This window comes from Nonomuraea sp. PA05 (assembly GCF_008086045.1).
Classification (GTDB): domain Bacteria; phylum Actinomycetota; class Actinomycetes; order Streptosporangiales; family Streptosporangiaceae; genus Nonomuraea; species Nonomuraea monospora.
In genome coordinates, this window is record NZ_VSEY01000027.1 from 1 (window position 1) to 16,838 (window position 16,838).

At 71.4% G+C, this 16,838-nt stretch carries 17 protein-coding genes; 9 read left to right on the plus strand and 8 right to left on the minus strand.

The window, feature by feature from the left end; translation table 11 throughout:
- Positions 1 to 3 precede the first annotated feature (3 nt).
- Genes FXF51_RS36105 through FXF51_RS36120 form a run of 4 tightly spaced genes read left to right on the plus strand, consistent with a single transcriptional unit; the run spans position 4 to position 4,086 of the window.
- Positions 4 to 783, plus strand: a complete 780-nt coding sequence (locus FXF51_RS36105) for an ABC transporter substrate-binding protein (RefSeq protein WP_262380074.1) — start codon at positions 4 to 6, stop codon at positions 781 to 783.
- Between the two features lie 51 nt (positions 784 to 834).
- The gene (locus FXF51_RS36110; RefSeq protein WP_148439211.1) at positions 835 to 2,202 is read left to right on the plus strand and encodes an APC family permease; all 1,368 of its coding nucleotides are present in this window, start codon (positions 835 to 837) and stop codon (positions 2,200 to 2,202) included.
- A complete protein-coding gene (locus FXF51_RS36115) occupies positions 2,199 to 3,206 on the plus strand; it encodes an acetamidase/formamidase family protein (protein WP_148439212.1) in 1,008 nt (335 codons plus the stop codon). The genes FXF51_RS36110 and FXF51_RS36115 overlap by 4 nt, the downstream gene beginning before the upstream one ends.
- Positions 3,207 to 3,261: 55 nt before the next feature.
- Positions 3,262 to 4,086, plus strand: coding sequence for a trypsin-like serine peptidase (locus FXF51_RS36120; RefSeq protein WP_148439213.1), 825 nt, complete (start codon positions 3,262 to 3,264; stop codon positions 4,084 to 4,086).
- A gap of 26 nt (positions 4,087 to 4,112) precedes the next feature.
- Here the strand turns inward: FXF51_RS36120 and FXF51_RS36125 are convergent, their stop codons facing one another.
- The 3 genes from FXF51_RS36125 to FXF51_RS36135 are packed head-to-tail and all read right to left on the minus strand — an operon-like array spanning position 4,113 to position 6,267.
- The gene (locus tag FXF51_RS36125) at positions 4,113 to 5,003 is read right to left on the minus strand and encodes a Gfo/Idh/MocA family protein (RefSeq protein ID WP_148439214.1); all 891 of its coding nucleotides are present in this window, start codon (positions 5,001 to 5,003) and stop codon (positions 4,113 to 4,115) included.
- Positions 5,000 to 5,911 (minus strand): NAD-dependent epimerase/dehydratase family protein, encoded by a 912-nt coding sequence (locus FXF51_RS36130; RefSeq protein WP_187414759.1) that lies wholly within the window; start codon positions 5,909 to 5,911, stop codon positions 5,000 to 5,002. The genes FXF51_RS36125 and FXF51_RS36130 overlap by 4 nt, the downstream gene beginning before the upstream one ends.
- 2 nt (positions 5,912 to 5,913) lie before the next feature.
- Positions 5,914 to 6,267 (minus strand): YrdB family protein, encoded by a 354-nt coding sequence (locus FXF51_RS36135; protein ID WP_148439215.1) that lies wholly within the window; start codon positions 6,265 to 6,267, stop codon positions 5,914 to 5,916.
- Positions 6,268 to 6,382: 115 nt separating this feature from the next.
- Between FXF51_RS36135 and FXF51_RS36140 the strand changes: the two genes are divergently transcribed.
- Genes FXF51_RS36140 through FXF51_RS36150 form a run of 3 tightly spaced genes read left to right on the plus strand, consistent with a single transcriptional unit; the run spans position 6,383 to position 8,340 of the window.
- Positions 6,383 to 7,075 carry a TetR/AcrR family transcriptional regulator gene (locus tag FXF51_RS36140; protein WP_148439216.1) on the plus strand — a complete coding sequence of 231 codons (693 nt, stop codon included), beginning with the start codon at positions 6,383 to 6,385 and terminating at the stop codon, positions 7,073 to 7,075.
- A gap of 24 nt (positions 7,076 to 7,099) precedes the next feature.
- Entirely contained in the window at positions 7,100 to 7,423 is a 324-nt protein-coding gene (locus FXF51_RS36145) for a PadR family transcriptional regulator (protein ID WP_148439217.1), read from the plus strand.
- Entirely contained in the window at positions 7,420 to 8,340 is a 921-nt protein-coding gene (locus FXF51_RS36150; RefSeq protein WP_148439218.1) for a hypothetical protein, read from the plus strand. Before FXF51_RS36145 ends, FXF51_RS36150 begins: the two co-directional genes overlap by 4 nt.
- A 17-nt stretch (positions 8,341 to 8,357) precedes the next feature.
- Here FXF51_RS36150 and FXF51_RS36155 read toward each other — a convergent pair whose 3' ends face one another.
- The 5 genes from FXF51_RS36155 to ddaH all read right to left on the minus strand — a co-directional run bounded on the left by FXF51_RS36155 (position 8,358) and on the right by ddaH (position 15,512).
- Positions 8,358 to 8,957, minus strand: coding sequence for a TetR/AcrR family transcriptional regulator (locus tag FXF51_RS36155; RefSeq protein ID WP_148439219.1), 600 nt, complete (start codon positions 8,955 to 8,957; stop codon positions 8,358 to 8,360).
- Positions 8,958 to 8,967: 10 nt separating this feature from the next.
- Positions 8,968 to 11,373, minus strand: coding sequence for a PEP/pyruvate-binding domain-containing protein (locus FXF51_RS36160; RefSeq protein WP_411268414.1), 2,406 nt, complete (start codon positions 11,371 to 11,373; stop codon positions 8,968 to 8,970).
- Positions 11,370 to 12,746, minus strand: coding sequence for an MFS transporter (locus FXF51_RS36165; protein ID WP_262380059.1), 1,377 nt, complete (start codon positions 12,744 to 12,746; stop codon positions 11,370 to 11,372). Before FXF51_RS36165 ends, FXF51_RS36160 begins: the two co-directional genes overlap by 4 nt.
- Positions 12,747 to 12,876: 130 nt before the next feature.
- Entirely contained in the window at positions 12,877 to 14,583 is a 1,707-nt protein-coding gene (gene leuA / locus FXF51_RS36170) for a 2-isopropylmalate synthase (RefSeq protein ID WP_148439220.1), read from the minus strand.
- A 182-nt stretch (positions 14,584 to 14,765) separates the two neighbouring features.
- Positions 14,766 to 15,512, minus strand: a complete 747-nt coding sequence (gene ddaH, locus FXF51_RS36175) for a dimethylargininase (protein WP_148439221.1) — start codon at positions 15,510 to 15,512, stop codon at positions 14,766 to 14,768.
- 38 nt (positions 15,513 to 15,550) lie between these two features.
- On the opposite strand from ddaH, the gene FXF51_RS36180 reads away from it, so the two are divergent.
- Together FXF51_RS36180 and FXF51_RS36185 are read left to right on the plus strand one after the other, a co-directional pair.
- Entirely contained in the window at positions 15,551 to 15,796 is a 246-nt protein-coding gene (locus tag FXF51_RS36180; protein WP_148439222.1) for a DUF2630 family protein, read from the plus strand.
- A gap of 42 nt (positions 15,797 to 15,838) precedes the next feature.
- Positions 15,839 to 16,831: a GNAT family N-acetyltransferase gene (locus FXF51_RS36185; RefSeq protein ID WP_148439223.1), complete on the plus strand. Its 993-nt coding sequence runs from the start codon at positions 15,839 to 15,841 to the stop codon at positions 16,829 to 16,831.
- The last annotated feature ends 7 nt before the right edge of the window (positions 16,832 to 16,838 follow it).

The following is a 16,838-nucleotide window of genomic DNA, read 5'->3' on the forward strand; positions in this document are numbered from 1 at the left end:
CCCATTACCCCCCCCGCCCCTCCCCCCTCTCCCCCCCCCCGCCCCTCTCCCGTTCGGGGCGGCGGCGGGGCCCCGGCGTCCTCCCCCCCCGGGGACCCCCCCGCCCGCCGCCTCGCGCCGGGATGCGAGGGGCTGGGGGCCCGGAGGGGGGCCCGCCGCTGGTTCCTGCTGGGCAACGACTACATCTGGCCCCGCCTGGTGCACGCCAGCGCCCGCAGGCGGCTGCGCGCGGCGGGCGCGACCGTGGTGGGCGAGCGGTTCGTCCGGTACGGCGAGGCGGTGCGCTGGCTGGGCCGGGTGGCCGGCACCCGCCCCGATGCCCTCCTGCTGACGCTGATCGGCAGCGACCTGGTGGCCTTCAACCGGGCGTTCGCGGCGTCCGGGCTGCGCGCGCTGCGACTGTGCGGGGCGCTGGAGGAGCACGCCCTGCTGGGCATCGGCGGCGACGCGACCGGCGAGTTGTACGCGTCGATGGGGTACTTCCGCGACCTGCCGACCCCGGCCAGCCTCGGCTTCTCCGAGCGGTACGCGGCCAGGTTCGGCGCGGATGCCCCCATGCTGAACGCCCACGGCCACGGCTGCTACGAGGCCGTGGCGATGCTGGCCGCCCTGTGCGCGCGGGCCGGCTCGCTGGCGGTGCCCGACCTCGACGCCGTCGCCGACGGCACCACGATCACCAGCGCGCGCGGCACGCTGACGCTGCTCGACCGGCAGGTGCGCCAGCCCGTCCACCTCGGCAGGGCCGATGGCCTGGACTTCTTCCTGGAGAAACCTTTTCAGTAGAAAGCTTTGGCTCTAAGGTGCAGAACGCCCCCCAAGCACTAGGAGCCGTACATGAGCAGCGTCGAGCAGTTCGGCTACCGCCAGGAGCTTCAGCGCTCCTTAGGCTTCGCCGATCTGATGATCTATGGCTTGATCTTCATGGTGCCGATCGCCCCGTTCGGCATCTTCGGCAACGTCTTCGCCGTCTCCCACGGGATGGTGGCGCTGGCCTACGTCATCGGCCTGGTGGCGATGGCGTTCACCGCGCTGTCGTACGCGCAGATGGCCCGCGCCTTCCCGATGGCCGGGTCGGTCTACACCTACGCCGGGCGCGGCATCGCCGCCCCCGTGGGCTTCATCGCCGGCTGGGCGATCCTGCTGGACTACGTCCTGGTGCCCTCGCTGCTCTACCTGGTGGCCAGCGCGGCCATGAGCTCGTTCGTGCCGGCCATCCCCGTGTGGGGCTGGCTGGTGATCTTCGTGCTGCTCAACACGGTCGTCAACTACCTGGGCATCCAGATGACGGCCAGGATCACCCGCATCATGCTGGTCGCCGAGCTGGCCGTGCTCGCGATCTTCCTGGTGGTCGGCGGCGTCGCGCTGGCCCAGGGCAAGGCGCAGACCGGCGTGCTCACCCCGCTCTTCGACTCCTCCTCCTTCACCTGGAGCGTGGTGCTCGCCGCCGCGTCCGTCGCCGTCCTGTCGTTCCTCGGCTTCGACGGCATCTCCACCCTGGCCGAGGAGAACCGCGAGGACGCCAAGCGGCTCGGCCGCTCCATGGTGGCCGCGCTGGGCGTGGCGGCCGTGCTGTTCGTCGTCCAGACGTGGGTGGCCGCGCTGCTCACCCCCAACCGGGGCAAGCTGATCGCCGAGGGCGACGCCGCGGGCAGCGCGTTCTACGACACCGCCGCGTTCGCCGGCGGGCAGTGGCTGTCAGTGCTCACCGCCGTCGCCACCGCCATCGCCTGGGGCTTCGCCAACTCCCTGGTCGCCCAGGCCGCCACCTCCCGCCTGCTGTTCGCGATGGCCCGCGACCGGCAGCTCCCGCGCTTCCTGTCGGTCGTCGACCCCAAGCACCGGGTGCCCGTCAACGCCACCTTCGCCGTCGCCGCCATCTCACTCATCCTCGGCATCTACATGAGCACCAGGGAGAACGGCATCGGCGAGCTGGCCTCGCTGGTCAACTTCGGCGCCATGAGCGCCTTCCTGCTGCTGCACATCGCCGTGGTCGTGCACTACCTGATCAGGCAGCGCAGCCGTAACTACTGGGCGCACCTCGTCGCGCCCGTGATCGGCTTCGTCGTCCTGGTGGCCGTCGTCATCAACCAGAACGTCGCGGCCCAGTGGGTCGGCGGCATCTGGCTGGCACTCGGCCTGCTCGTCCTCGGCGGCTCGTACCTGCTGGGCCGCAGGCCCCAACTACCCTCGGAGGTCAAGTGAACGTCGTCTCCTTCCGTCCCGAGCCGGAGGAGCTCAGCTACACCTTCGGCGGCCGGCCCGCCCTCGGCAAGGTACGCCCCGGCACCATCCTGGAGCTCTACACCGAGGACTGCTTCGGCGGGCGCGTCCGGACCGTGGACGACCTGCCGTCCAGAGTGTGCGAGTTCCCCTACCTGAACCCGGTCACCGGCCCCTTCCACGTCGAGGGCGCCGAGCCGGGCGACACGCTGGCGCTGCACTTCGTCTCGATCACCCCGGCCAGGGACTGGGCGGTCTCCACGACGTTCCCCCACTTCGGCGCGCTGACCGGCACCCACACCACCGCCATGCTCCAGCCGCCGCTGGAGGAGCGCGTCTGGCGCTACGACATCGACCTCGACAAGAACGTCGCCGTTTACCACGCCCGCAACAGCGACTTCAGCGTGGCACTGCCGCTCGACCCCATGCACGGCACGGTCGGCGTGGCCCCGGGCGCGAACGAGGCCCGTATGACGATCACCCCCGACGCGCACGGCGGCAACATGGACACCCCCGAGCTGCGCGCCGGCGTCACCGTCTACCTGGGCGTCAACGTCGAGGGCGGGATGTTCGCCATCGGCGACGGCCACGGGCTGCAAGGGCACGGCGAGGTGTGCGGGACCGCGGTGGAGTCGGCCATGAACACCGTGGTCGCCGTCGAGCTGATCAAGGGGGTGGCCACGCCGTGGCCGCGCCTGGAAGACGACCTGCACCTGATGTCCACCGGGTCGGCCAGGCCGCTGGAGGACGCGTACCGGATCAGCCAGCACGACCTGGTCACCTGGACCTCCGAGCTGACCGGCCTGGACACGCTCGACGCCTACCAGCTCGTCAGCCAGGCCGGGCAGGCGCCGGTCGGGAACGTGTGCGACACCAACTACACGATGGTCGCCAAACTGCCCAAGGCCTACCTGGGCGAGGCGACGGGCGTGTACGAGTCGGCGCACGCCAGGCTACGCGCGCTCGGTTCCCAGTACACGAGTTAGTAAACCCTCATGTCGCAGGTCAGGAAGCTGATCATCTTCGTCCTACAGTGGCAGGGTGCTCAGGTTGGCCCTGTCTCTCGTCCTGCTCGATCCAGCCGCCGTCACCGAGGTGTCCCAGCGCAACGTCCCCGTTCCCCGGGTGCTCACCCCTGACGGCGACCGCCTGGGCTACGCGCCGGTCCCGCGCCCCTACACGGGGGCGCGGCGGCTGACCGGGGTGCTGCTCGGCCGCGACCCCGTCGCCAAGACGGACGTGTTGTGCGGGGGCACGGTGATCGGCTCGCGCAGCCGCAGCCTGGTGCTGACGGCGGCGCACTGTCTCTACCACGACGGGCGGTTGCTGGAGCATCTGGCGTTCCTGCCCGGCTTCGACCGGGGCCGGCCGCCGATGGGCGTCTGGCCTGTCGTGCGCGCGTGGGTGCCCGCCAGATGGCGTGCCCGGCCGTACTCGTCGGAGCTGCTGCCGTACGACGTGGGTCTGGTCGGGGTCGCCAGCGGCAAGCGCCCGCTGGAGGCCGTCACCGGGCGGGGGCTGTCGCCGATGCGCACCGGCAAGGGCACCGAGCTGCGCGGGCTCGAACTGCTCGGCTACCCGGCGGGGCGGGGGTATCCGGGCACCAAGATGTACCGGTGCGTGGGCGACGCGGTCGAGGGGGTGACCGAGGAGCCCGGGCTGATGGTCACGCGCAACTGCCACGCCGCGGCGGGCGGCAGCGGCGGGCCCGCCCTGTACGGCGGGGCGGTGGCGGGGGTCGTGTCGTCGTCCAGCCCGTTGAACGACGCTAAGGGGTACACGGTGCTGACCCGGCTGGGGGGAAGGCCGTTCCAGCGGATGTTCGACCGGGCCGACAGGGAGATGCGGCTCAGGCCCGCAGGCTGACACGCTCAGCCGCCCGCCTGGAGGACTCAGCCGCCTGCCTGGAGGACGATCTCCTCGCAGAGGGCGTGGGTGGCCAGCGCGTCGGCGGCGTCCACCCGGCGTCCGTCACGCACCGCCGCCAGGAACTCCAGGCAGACCTGCTCGATCCCGCGCTGCCTGGCGACCGGCACCCAGTCGGGCCGCCGGGCCAGGGTCTCGCCGCCCTGGTAGTCGATGACGTCGCCGAGGTTGACCACCCGCCGCTTGGCCCCGTCGCCCATGGCCGCGCAGGTCTCCTCGGACGCGCCGCTCATCCGGTTCATGACGCCGATGGCGGTGAAGTCGCGGCCGGACAGCTCCAGGACGATGTGCTCGACGAGGCCGTCCCTGACGCGGGTCCTGATCGTGGTGTCGGTGACGGGGCCCGGCGCCAGGAACCTGAGCGTGTCGGCCACGTGGATGAAGTCGTCGAAGATCGCCTTGCGCGGGGCCTCGGGGTTGTTGTGGCGGTGCTTCTCCATCAGGACGAGGTGCCGGGGGTGGGCGGCCAGCTCGGCGTACCCGGGGGCGTGGCGGCGGTTGAAGCCGACCATCAGTGACCTGCCCTCCGCCTCCGCCAGGCGGACGAGCTTCTCCGACTCGGCGAGGGTGTAGGCGATCGGCTTGTCGACGTAGACGTGGATGCCGGCGGCGAGCAGGGGTTCGACGAGCTGGGGGTGGGCGTGGGTGGCCGCGTGCACGAACGCCGCGTCCACCCCCGCCTTGATCACCTCGTCGACGCTCGTGGAGCGGTTGCCGAGCCGGTAGGTGTCGCCGAGCCGGTGCAGCCGGGCCTCGTTGCGGGTGCAGAGGTGCAGGTCGAGAGCGGGCTGAGCGGCCAGCACGGGAAGGTAGGCCTTCTCCGCGATGTCGCCCAGACCGATCATGGCTATCTTCATCCGACGAGCGTAGCCTTGAGCGCCGCCTCGATCGGGGTAGGCGCGGCGCCGAACGTGCGCTGGAAGGCCGTGGAGTCGAGCACGTACGGCGCGGTGAACTGGTAGCGGACGTGCCCGAGCTCGCCCATCATGGGCGAGAACAGCCCGACCGCCCGCATCACCGGCCACGGGATCACCCGCAGCCGGGGCTCGGGGCTGCCGGTCACGGCGGCCATCCGCCGGGCCATCTCGCGGAAGGTCTGCGGCTCCGCGCTGGGCACGTGCCACGGCCTGCCCCAGGCCCGCTCGTCGGCGCCCGCCGTGATCATCGCGTCGGCGACGTCCGGCAGGTACGTCCAGGTGTGCGGCACGTCCACCGGCCAGGGCGACATGATCGGCTTGCCCGCCCTGAGCGGCACGGTGAAGCGGTCGCCCAGGTAGGACTGGTCGGTGGCGCCGGGGCCGTAGTAGTCGGAGCCGCGGACCTCGGTGGCCCTGATCCGGCCGGCCTCGTGCGCGGCCAGCGCGTCGGCCCACATCTTGGCGCGGACCTGGAACTTGGGGTCGGGGGAGGAGAGTGGCAGGTCCTCGGTCATCGGGCCGGTGACGGGCCCGTACGGGTAGAGGTTGCCGAGCATCACGTACGCGGCGCCGCTCGCCTCCGCGGCGGCCAGGAACGACGCGGCCATCGGCGGCCAGTCGGTGAGCCAGCGGTGGTACTTCGGGTTGACGCAGTTGTACAGGACGTCCGCGCCCCGGGTGACCTCGATCAGCTTGGCCTGGTCCGCGACGTCCGCGGCCACCTTGACCGCGCCCGCGGGGCCGCTGCCCGACCGGGTCACGACGACGACCTCGTGCCCCTGCTCGATGAGCTTGGCGGCCAGGTGACCGCCGACCTGACCCGAACCGACGACAACGTGCTTACCCATGTTCAGACCTCGTTCCAGAAGAAGCGGAGAACCGCGTTGAGGATGAAGAGTGCGTAGAAGACCACAGCGGAGGTGACCAGCCCGGAAGCATAGAGCGCCAGGGCGCCGCCGCCGAACCAGAGGATCTCCAGCGCGGCGCGGGCCAGGCCGGTGAGCGGGTACGTGGCGTTCGCGCCGCCGTTCGCCCCGAACAGTGCCCACGCCGCGATGAACAGCGCCGGGCCGCCGAGCCCCGCCAGCAGCTTGACGCCCCAGTTGGGGCTGACCGTGAAGCCCCAGTAGGCGACGGAGGCCAGCACGCCGAGCTCCAGGAGGAACATCAGCAACATGTTGGCGTGCTTGGCGAGGGTGAGCATCGGGGCCTCCGGCTGAGGGGTGTTTCGCTTACGAGAGCAATGCTCTCTCAAAAGAGCAGTGTTCGTCAAGAGCAGTGCTCTCGTTTTTTCTCAGTGCTCTGCTAACCTGCTGTGCATGACAGCCAGCCGCACCGCCAGAGAACGCGTCAGGGCCGAGCTCACCAAGGAGATCACCGACATCGCGCGCCGCCAGCTCGCCACCGAGGGAGCCGGCGGCCTGTCCCTGCGCGCGGTGGCCCGCGAGATGGGCATGGTCTCCTCGGCCATCTACCGCTACTTCCCGAGCCGCGACGACCTGCTCACCGCGCTGATCATCGACAGCTACAACGCGCTCGGGGCGGCCGTCGAACACGCCGAGGCCACCAGCCCGCGAGAGGACCACCTCGGGCGCTGGCTGGCCGCCTGCCACGCCGTGCGCGACTGGGGAGTCGCACATCCCCACGAGTACGCGCTGATCTACGGCTCCCCCGTCCCCGGCTACCAGGCGCCCCAGGACACGATCGAGGCCCGCCTGCGCGACGTGGCCGTGCTGGGCCGCATCATGTCCGACGCCTGGGAGGCGGGGGCGGTGCGGGCGGCGGCGGACCCGCTGCCGGAGGAGCTGGAAGCGGACGTGGCCGGGTTCCGCGAGCTGATGCCCGGCGTGCCCGACCACGTGATCTGGCGGGCGCTCACGGCGTGGACGGCCTTGTACGGGTGGGTCAACTTCGAGGTGTTCGGCCAGTTCAACAACACGATCGAGAACCGGCCCCGCGCGTTCACGCACAGCATGCGGCTGGCGGCGGGCACGATCGGACTTGCTCAGTAAGACTTACTAAGTTTTACTGAATACATGGCTCGCAAGACGCAGGGGCTCGGGCGCTTCACCGATGTGGCGCTGCTCGTGCTCATCAGCCTCGCCGAGGGGCAGAAACACGGATACCGGATGATCAGCGATATCGAGGAGTTCTCGGGCACTTCGCTGGAGCCGGGGACGCTCTACGGAGCGCTGATGCGGCTGGAGGAACGCGGCTGGATCGAGCCGGTCGAGTCGGCGGAGCGGCGCAAGCCGTACCGGATCACCGACGGCGGGCGTGACGCGCTGCGGGAGCAGCTCGCCACGCTGCGCCGGGTGGAGCAGGCGGGGGTGCGGCGGATGGCTTGGGGGCAGGCATGATGCGAAAGCATCGGTTGAGTGCGGGCGTGATGCCGGCGATCGCGGAGGCCGTGCTGCGCCTCTACCCGAAGGTCTGGCGCGAGCGTTACGGCGAGGAGGTCGCCGACCTGGTCGCCTCCCGCCCCGTACGGCTGCGCACCGTGGCCGACCTGCTCACCGGCGCGGCCGACGCGTGGCTGCACCGCCGCCGCATCCCGGGCGCCCAGCCGATGCGGCTGCCCCTCTGGGCGATCCTCGTCGCCGCCTCCTACGCCCTGTGGATGTTGTGGAACCCCGCCGTCCGCGACGCGGCCGCCCTCTCGTTCTCGATGGAGCAGGCCACCGAGGTCGGCTGGCTGTTCAGAGCCGCCATGACCTGCTTCGCCGGAGCGGGCGCGATGGCCCTGCTGGCGCCGTGGCAGCTCGGCATCGCCGCCCGCGCCGCGCACAGGCGGGCGCCCTACGGCGCGGCGGCGCGGGCGACCGGGCGGCGGGTGCTGCTGACGGCGCTCGCCGTGGCCGTCCCGATCGTGCTCGTCCTGCTCAGCTATCTCAGCTTCGGGCTGGACACGGCGCCGCCCCTCCCCGCGCTCGGCGACGCCATGGTGGGCGGCTTCTTCGTCCCGACGCTCATGACGCTGGTCCTGCCGCTTCCGCTGGCCGCCGCCGCCTCGCCCGTGATGGCGAGCGCCGTGCGGGCCGCAGGGAAGTCGCTGGCGGTGGCGGCCATCATGAACGCGATCGGGTGGACGGCGGTGGCGGCGCTGATGGCGTCCGGGCTGTGGCAGGTGTCGCCGTGGTTCGTGCCGGCGGTGGCGGCCAGCGCGGTGCTGAGCAGCGGGATGGCGGCGCTGGTGGCGGGGGCCGTGCTCAGGCGATCCCCGGACGACCCTGTCGCGCTGACCGGACATCCGACGCTCGGCCCGACCCGCGTCTGAGTGACGCCCGGCGGGCCTCAGCCGGTGTGCCCCGGTTTGAGCAGCGGCACCAGCACCTCATCCACGATCTCCACCACCAGCCGCTCAGGGATCGGCGACCCCTCGAAGAGAAAGTGGTGACGCAACAACGCGTGCCCCGCGTCGAGCCGGCGGGCGGTGACGTCCGCCGGGTCCACCTCACCGCGCTCGACCGCCCGGCGCACGACCTCCTCCATCAACTGCCTGGCCTTGCCCTGGGAGTTGCGCCGCATCGTGCTCAGCGGCGACTCCCCCCGCAACGCCTCACCGAGCAGCCCGCGCATCGCCTCACCGGCCGGCCCGGACAGGGCCTGCGCCGTGCGGGTGAGCATGGCGACCAGGTCGTCACGCAGGCTGCCGGTGTCAGGTGAGGTCTCCGGGGCGGGCAGCGACTGGTAGACGGCCTCCATCACCAGCTCGATCCGGGTGGGCCAGCGCCGGTAGAGCGAGGCCTTGCTGGCCTTGGCCCGCTCGGCGACGCGCTCCATGGTCAGCCCGGCGTAGCCGACCTCGGCCAGTTCGTCGAGCGTGGCCTGGTAGATCGCGGCGCTGAGCGCCTCGCCCCGGCGTCGTGGCAGCTTGCGGTGGTCGGTGACCATGGCATGCATTCTAGGAAGTACCGGTGACCGTGCCGGTCACCGTGCTGGTCACCGCGCTGGTCACCGTGCCGGTGTCGCCGTTCACCGTGACGAGCTGCCCGTCCTGGAGCGCCGAGGTGCCCGTACCGGTGCCCATGACGGCCGGGATGCCGTACTCCCTGGCCACGATCGCCGCGTGCGAGGCCGCCCCGCCGGTGTCCACGACCACGGCCGCCGCGCGCTGGAACAGCGGCGTCCACGAAGGGTTCGTGTACGGGCAGACGAGCACGTCACCGGCGGCCAGCCGGCCGAACTCGGCGGGCGTGGCGATCACCTTCACCGGCCCGGTCACGGTGCCGCCGCCGGCCGGGGCGCCGGTGAGCAGCGCGTCGCCGGTCCCGGCCGGCGGGAAGATCGCGGCCGGGTCGATGAGCCGCACCCCGGCCAGCTCCTCCCGTTTGAGCGCACGCCTCGTGACGATCTCGCGCAGCCGCTCGACGTCCGCGCCACGCAGGGTGGTGACGTCCTCGATCTCCTCCAGCCGCAGGTGGAAGACGTCCTCCGGGGCGGCCAGCGCGCCCGCGTCGCGCAGGCGGCGGCCCAGCTCCAGCAGCGACCCGCGCAGGACGGGCTGCGGCATCATGAAGGAGAAGTGGCTGTCCTCCCTGAACGCGATCCCCGCCCGCGCCGCCTCCACCCAGCGCGTGACGCGGGCGCGGCGGCCCTTCCCACGCAGCAAGGGGTGGGCGAGCAGCCGCCCCAACGCGTCATCCCCCTCCTGCGACGCAGGCGCGTCCAGCCCCTTCGACGCAGGCGCGTCCGAGGCCAGCACCCTCACCAGCCCGAGCACCACCTCAGGAGCGTCTGCCCAGGTAGGCGGCGTGACGAGGATCGGGCTCACGGTCTCCCGATGACCGTACTCATCCAGAAACCCCGCCAACGCCTCCACGAACTCCCCGGGCATCGGCTCCACCTCGAACGCCCGCGTACGCCGCGCCACCTCGGCCAGCCCCTCCAACGCCCGATTGGCATCGGTGGTCCTGGTACGCGCCCCATGCAACAAGTCGGCGAACAGCTCCCGCCGCCCCAGCACCCGCACCACCGCCAGCAGCCGCAGCAGCGCCAGCCCCGTCCCCGGCAGGTAGTCGACCCTCAGATCAGCCACGGGCGACACGAGGGCGAGCGCCTGCCGGGGCACGCGCAGCAGCTCCCCCCACGACATCCCTTGAAGGTCGCGACCACGCAGGGCCTCGATCGCCGCGAGGTAGTCGAGGTAGCGCCGATCCTCGGTCCACCGGGCCGGGTCGTACCGCAGCGCCTTGGCCAGCACCCGGAACGGCGCCGCGAGCACCCCCAGGCCCGGCTTCGGTGACGGCGGCAGGAGCCGGTAGACGACCTCGTCCTCCTCCTCCAGGAAGCCGTCGAACGCGCGCCGCACGCCGAAGGCGCCGAGGACCTTGCGCATCAGCCCGGCCGGTCCGTACGGGATCCAGGTGGACATGTCGATCGGGTACGGCCGCTCGGGCAGGTACTCCATCAGGACCGTGGCGATCCGGCGCTGGATCGGGTTGAGACGACCCACCGGGGGCGGCGGCAGCGCGGTCATCGGCCGGGCCTGCAGCAGGTGGAGCCGTCCGCCCGCGTACGCCCACTCGATGTCCTGCGGCCGACCGAAGTGCGCGGCCACGTCGCGCCCCAGCCGCGCCAGCTCCGCCACCACCGCATCCGGCAGCCGCTCGGCCTCCACCACACCCGGCACCCGCCCGGCCACCGCCCCAGCCGGGACCGGCCCCGCGCCCTCGCGCACCACCCCGCCCCCGGCCGCACTCCGGATGACCACCTCCCGCCGCCCAGGCGTGAAGCCGATCCGCCCACGCCCGTCCACCACGTAGTGATCCGGCGTGACCAGCCCCGACACGACGGCCTCGCCCAGCCCGCTGCTGGCATCGACGACGAGCCGCGTTCGATCCCCGGTGACCGGATCGGCGGTGAACATGACCCCCGCCACCTCCGCCTCCACCATCCTCTGCACGACCACCGCCATCCGCACCCCAGCGTCGCCGATGCCCAGCCTGCCCCGATAGGCGACGGCCCGCTCGGTCCAGAGCGACCCCCAGCACCGCCGTACGGCGTCGAGCAGGTCCGCCTCGCCGACGACGTTGAGGTAGGTGTCCTGCTGCCCGGCGAACGCGGCCCCCGGCAGGTCCTCGGCCGTGGCACTCGACCGCACGGCCACAGGGCCGCCGCCGAGCCGGGCGTAGGCGCCGGTGATGGCTTTCCGCACGTCATCGGTCAGCTCGCCCGCATACGTGGTGACGACGAAGCCGTCAGGCACCGGATAACCGGCCCTGACCAGCTCCCCCAGGTTGGCGCCCTTCCCCCCGGCCATGGCCAGGTCCGCGCGGCCGAAGGCAGGCAGCGGTGCGACGAGTTTCACCGGTTCTCCTCAACGTGAGCAGTGGTACGGAGGGGGCGCGCCGGCAGCGCGAGCGCCAGGAGGAACGCCACGAGCAGCAGCGGCGCCATGGCCGCGAAGACGGGCGGCACGGCGGCGGCGAACTGGCCGCGCACAACTTCCGGCAGGTTCGCCGGCGAGGTGCTGGAGATGCCCGACCTGAGCGTGATCAGCGCCCCGACCAGCGCCACCCCGGCCGACGCCCCGATCTGGCGCAGGAACGTCACCGAGGAGGTGGCGGTGCCGAGGTCGGCGTACTCGACGGCGTTCTGCGCGGCGAGCACCATGACCTGCATGACCAGCCCGACGCCGAGCCCGGTCAGCAGGAGGGCGAGCACGAGCACGGTGGGCCCAGCCGCTGCGAGGCCCATGAGCCCGAGCCCGGCCGCGGCCAGTGCCGTTCCCGCGATGGGGTACGGCTTGTACGTCCCGGTCCTGGTGATGAGCCGGCCGGAGACGACGGCGGTGAGCAGCACGCCGCCCATGAGCGCCGTCACCAGCAGCCCGGCCTGGGTGGCGCTGGTGTGCAGGGCGATCTGCGCGTACGCCGGCAGGTACGTGATCGTCCCGAACAGCGCGAACCCGATGATCAGGCTGATCAGCACGGGCACCGCGAACGCGCGGTCCCTGAACAGCCGCGGCGGCAGGATCGGATCGGCCGCGAACCGCGCGCTGACCAGCCACGCGACCCCGCCCAACGCGGCCAGGGCGAGGTAGGCGGGGTTGCCGCTCTCCCCCACCATGACCACCCCGACCACGGCGACGCCGAGCGTGACGGCTCCTGCCACGTCGAGCGGCGCCTTCGTCCGGGGCCTGGGCAGCTTGAGCGCGACGCTCAGCAGCACCAGCGTCAGCAGCCCGAGCGGCGGGTAGAGGGCGAAGATCCACCGCCATCCGGGGCCGTCGACGAAGAACCCGCCGACCAGCGGCCCGCCGACGGCGGCCACGATGTACGCGGCTCCGAACAGCCCGAGGTAGCGCCCCCGCTCCCGCGGGCTGACGATCTCCCCGATGATCGCCTGGGCGCCGATCACCAGCCCGCCGCCGCCCAGCCCCTGGATCGCGCGGAAGGCGATGAACTGCGGCATGGACGTGGCCAGCGCGCACAGCACGGCTCCGGTCACGAAGATCACGACCGCGGCCTGCATGGTGGGTTTGCGGCCGTACCGGTCGCCGAGCTTGCCGTAGACGGGCATGGCGATGGTGGCGGCGACGAGGTAGGCGGTGACGACGGCGGGCATCCGGTCGAGCCCGCCGAGGGAGCCGGCGATGGCGGGCAGGGCGGGCGCCATGACCGTCTGGTCGAGCGCGCCCAGCAGCATCGCCAGCATCAGCCCGGCCAGCACCAGACCCACGGCGCCACCTCTTTAGTAAACGGAGCGTTCTCTAAGAAGAATAGGGTTCAGCTCGAAGAAACGCAACGTTCACTAAGACGCGAAAGGGCACGGCGAGCGACTCGCCGTGCCCCTTGTCAGGACCGAGGTGTCAGCGCGCGGCGCGGTTCACCGCGGAGATGATGGCCTTCAGCGAGGCCGTCGTGGTGTTGGCGTCGACGCCGACGCCCCACAGCACCTTCCCGTTGACCTCGCACTCCAGGTAGGAGGCCGCCTTGGCGTCGGTGCCCGCGCTCATCGCGTGCTCCACGTAGTCGAGGACGCGCACCTGGATGCCCACGTGCGTGATGGCGTCGATGAACGCCGAGATCGGGCCGTTGCCCTTGCCCTGGATCTCGCGGATCTCACCGTCGAGGCGCACGTCGGCGCTGATGAGGTCCTTGTCGTCGACCGTGGACTCGTGGCGGTGCGCCATGAGGCTCAGGCGGCCCCACCGCTTGGCGGGGTTGGGCAGGTACTCGTCCCGGAAGATCTCGAACATCGCGGCGGGGCTGATCTCGCCGCCCTCGCTGTCGGTGCGCGCCTGCACCACCTTGGAGAACTCGATCTGCAGCCTGCGCGGCAGGTCGAGCTGGTGGTCGGCCTTCATGATGTACGCGACGCCGCCCTTGCCCGACTGGCTGTTGACCCGGATGACGGCCTCGTAGGTGCGGCCGATGTCCTTCGGGTCGATCGGCAGGTACGGCACCGCCCAGGTGAACTCGTCGACCGGCACCCCGGCCGCGGCGGCGTCGCGCTCCAGGTGCTCGAAGCCCTTCTTGATGGCGTCCTGGTGGGAGCCGGAGAAGGCGGTGTAGACCAGCTCGCCGCCCCACGGGTGACGCGGGTGCACGGGCAGCTGGTTGCAGTATTCGGTGACGCGGCGGATCTCGTCGATGTCACTGAAGTCGATCTCGGGGTCGACGCCCTGGGAGAACAGGTTCATGCCCAGGGTGACCAGGCAGACGTTGCCGGTGCGCTCGCCGTTGCCGAACAGGCAGCCCTCGATGCGGTCGGCGCCGGCCAGATACCCCAGCTCGGCGGCGGCCACGGCGCTGCCGCGGTCGTTGTGCGGGTGCAGCGACAGGACGATCGAGTCGCGGTGCTTGAGGTTGCGGTGCATCCACTCGATCTGGTCGGCGTAGATGTTGGGGGTGGCCATCTCGACCGTGGCGGGCAGGTTGACGATCACCTTGCGGTCGGGCGTGGGCTGCCACACCTCGTTGACGGCGTCGCACACCTCGACGGCGTACTCCAGCTCGGTGCCGGTGAACGACTCCGGGGAGTACTGGAAGTACACGTCCACGTCGCTGGCGTCGGCGAGCTTCTTGACCAGCTTGGCGCCCTCGACCGCGATGGCGGTGATGCCGTCCTTGTCCTGGCCGAAGACGACGCGGCGCTGCAGGGTGGAGGTCGAGTTGTACAGGTGCACGATGGCCTGCTTGGCGCCCTCGATCGACTCGAAGGTGCGCTCGATCAGCTCGGGCCTGGCCTGCGTCAGCACCTGGATGACCACGTCGTCGGGGACGCGGCCCTCTTCGATGATCTGCCGGACGAAGTCGAAGTCGGTCTGCGAGGCGGCGGGGAAGCCTACCTCGATCTCCTTGTACCCCATGCGTACCAGCAGCTCGAACATCTGGAGCTTGCGGTGCGAGTCCATCGGGTCGATCAGGGCCTGGTTGCCGTCGCGCAGGTCCACGGCGCACCATCGGGGCGCCTTGGCGATCACCTTGTCGGGCCAGGTGCGGTCGGTCAGCCGGATGGGTTCGAACGGCTGGTAACGATGGACGGGCATACGGCTGGGCTGCTGAGCGGTCATGATCGGATGCTCCTCGTCGGTCTCAGAAAGAAAGCGGCCGACGCGCATGACTCGCTCCGCGGCGAGGGAGCCGGCCTTAGAGGCCCCCGCCGCGGCAGCTAAGAAGGAGCCCGCGCAGCATGACTTGAACGCTACCAGACGTCTCGCCATGCACCGCCCGGGATCTCAGATTCTGAGAACGGTCAATCAGCCACGAGAACGCTCAAGCAGGTCACACAACCTTCAAGCTTCTCGTATTCCGAGATATCCACCTTCGTCACGAAAAATCCGCGTTTTTCGAGCATTGCGGCGGTCTGCGGGGCCGACGCGGACAGCAGGACGCGGTCCTCTCCCAGCACCACCACATGGCCGCCCGCCTCCTCCTCAGGCGCCAGCACCCCGGGCAGGTCGACGCAGGCGGGATCGCCGATGAGCGTCCCGTCGGGCAACGCGGTCACCGCCGACTTCAGGTGCAGCACGCCGCGCAGCTCCACGGGCACCACCTGCCGCTCCGGCAGCAGGGCGGTCAACTGCGCGATGCCCTCGTCATTGGTCCTCGCCGACCTGCCCACGTACACCGTTCGGCCAACCTGGAGCACGTCGCCGCCGTCCAGCGTGCCGGGCGGCACGATCCTGACCGAGCTCAGCCCCAGCTCGTGCACGGCCCGCGCCACCGACTCCACCTCCGGCCGCCGCTCCGGCGCGCCCGGCCTGGTCAGCACGGCCAGGCGGCCCGACACCACCATCGTGTCCTCCACGAAAGGGGCGTCAGGCAGGTCGTCGGCGCGCGGCACGTGCACCGGCCGCCAGCCCGCCCCGGCCAGCGCGGCCACGTAGGCGTCGTGCTGGACGGCCGCCCTCTCGTGATCCACCGGCTCCCGCTCGATGTGTGTGACGATGCCCTCGGAGATCCTCGGGCCGGGCTTCCTTACCAGCGCCATACCAGCCATAGGGCGTGTTCTATCACGCGGTGATTAGAGTCTTGGGCATGCGGGACGACGAGATTCTGACCAGGATCAGCGCGCTGGTCACCGAGGAGCACGAGCTGCGCGACAGGCTCACCGCCGGCGAGGTGACCTCCGACCAGGAGCACGCGCGCGTCAAGGAGCTGGAGACCGCCCTCGACCAGTGCTGGGATCTGCTCAGGCAGCGCCGGGCCAGGCGCACCGCGGGCGAGGACCCCGACGACGCCGCCGCCCGCCCGGCCGGCGAGGTGGAGAACTACCGGCAGTAAAACCGCTGGCCCGGCCGTCTCGCGGTGCGGTTGGCTGGAGTCATGCGCATCCAGCCCATCATGATTCCCGACCGGCCGGGCGACCCCTCCGACGACGACCTCGTCACCAGCCTGCACGCCGCGTACCTGGCCGGCTACCACGAGGACGCCGGCCCCGCGCTCCCCCTCGCCCGATTCCGCCGCGACGTCTGCACGCACTCGCCGGCCCAGCGCATGGAGGCGTGGGTCCTGCTCGACGACGACCGGGTCATCGGCGGCTACGCGCTGCGCTTCCCCCAGCTCGACAACCGCCACATGGGCTCCGTCTTCCCCCTCGTCGTGGACCCGGCGTACCGCGGCCGCGGCCTCGGCTCCGCCCTGTTCGAGCACGCCGTCGAGCGCATGCGGGCGCAGGGCCGCAAACTCCTGCTCACCGAGACCCTCACCACCGGCGTCGGCGCCCGCTTCGCCCGAACCCATGGCATGAGCGTGGGGCTGGCGGAGGCGCGCCGCACCCTCGACCTGCGCCAGGCCGACTGGGACGCCCTGGAGCGGATGATCCCCGCGGTCGAGGGCTACACCCTGGAACGCTGGATCGGCCCGGCCACCCCCGAGTTGCTGCCCGACCTCGTCACCCTCCTCAACGGCATGAACGACGCCCCGCGCCAGGGCGACCTGGAGGACATGACCTTCAGCGTCGACGGCGTGCGCGCCCGCGAGGAGAGCCTGCCCGCGGTCGGCCGCACCTGCTACACCACGATCGCCCGCCGCGACTCCGACGGTGCCCCCGCCGGCTACACCCGCGTCTTCCTCGACGCCGGCCCCTCCGCCGTCTGGGGCGAGCAGGCCGACACGGCCGTCCTGCGCGGGCACCGCGGCCACCGGCTCGGCCTGCTGCTCAAGCTCGCCAACCTGCTCTGGCTACGCGAGCAGGAGCCGCACCTCGAACGCATCATCACCTGGAACGCCACCTCCAACGGCCACATGCTCGCCATCAACGAGGCCATGGGGTTCGAGCTGTTCGACGAGTGGAACCAGTGGCAGCTCTCCCTGTAGAGGGAAT

What these genes read in the sequence shown, in the direction of transcription:
- FXF51_RS36145 (WP_148439217.1), top strand. Translation starts at nt 7,100, where the DNA reads ATGGCTCGCAAGACGCAGGGGCTCGGGCGCTTCACCGATGTGGCGCTG.
- FXF51_RS36130 (WP_187414759.1), bottom strand. Translation starts at nt 5,911, where the DNA reads ATGGGTAAGCACGTTGTCGTCGGTTCGGGTCAGGTCGGCGGTCACCTG.
- FXF51_RS36180 (WP_148439222.1), top strand. Translation starts at nt 15,551, where the DNA reads ATGCGGGACGACGAGATTCTGACCAGGATCAGCGCGCTGGTCACCGAG.
- FXF51_RS36150 (WP_148439218.1), top strand. Translation starts at nt 7,420, where the DNA reads ATGATGCGAAAGCATCGGTTGAGTGCGGGCGTGATGCCGGCGATCGCG.
- FXF51_RS36185 (WP_148439223.1), top strand. Translation starts at nt 15,839, where the DNA reads ATGCGCATCCAGCCCATCATGATTCCCGACCGGCCGGGCGACCCCTCC.
- ddaH (WP_148439221.1), bottom strand. Translation starts at nt 15,512, where the DNA reads ATGGCTGGTATGGCGCTGGTAAGGAAGCCCGGCCCGAGGATCTCCGAG.
- leuA (WP_148439220.1), bottom strand. Translation starts at nt 14,583, where the DNA reads ATGACCGCTCAGCAGCCCAGCCGTATGCCCGTCCATCGTTACCAGCCG.
- FXF51_RS36110 (WP_148439211.1), top strand. Translation starts at nt 835, where the DNA reads ATGAGCAGCGTCGAGCAGTTCGGCTACCGCCAGGAGCTTCAGCGCTCC.
- FXF51_RS36140 (WP_148439216.1), top strand. Translation starts at nt 6,383, where the DNA reads ATGACAGCCAGCCGCACCGCCAGAGAACGCGTCAGGGCCGAGCTCACC.
- FXF51_RS36125 (WP_148439214.1), bottom strand. Translation starts at nt 5,003, where the DNA reads ATGAAGATAGCCATGATCGGTCTGGGCGACATCGCGGAGAAGGCCTAC.
- FXF51_RS36135 (WP_148439215.1), bottom strand. Translation starts at nt 6,267, where the DNA reads ATGCTCACCCTCGCCAAGCACGCCAACATGTTGCTGATGTTCCTCCTG.
- FXF51_RS36155 (WP_148439219.1), bottom strand. Translation starts at nt 8,957, where the DNA reads ATGGTCACCGACCACCGCAAGCTGCCACGACGCCGGGGCGAGGCGCTC.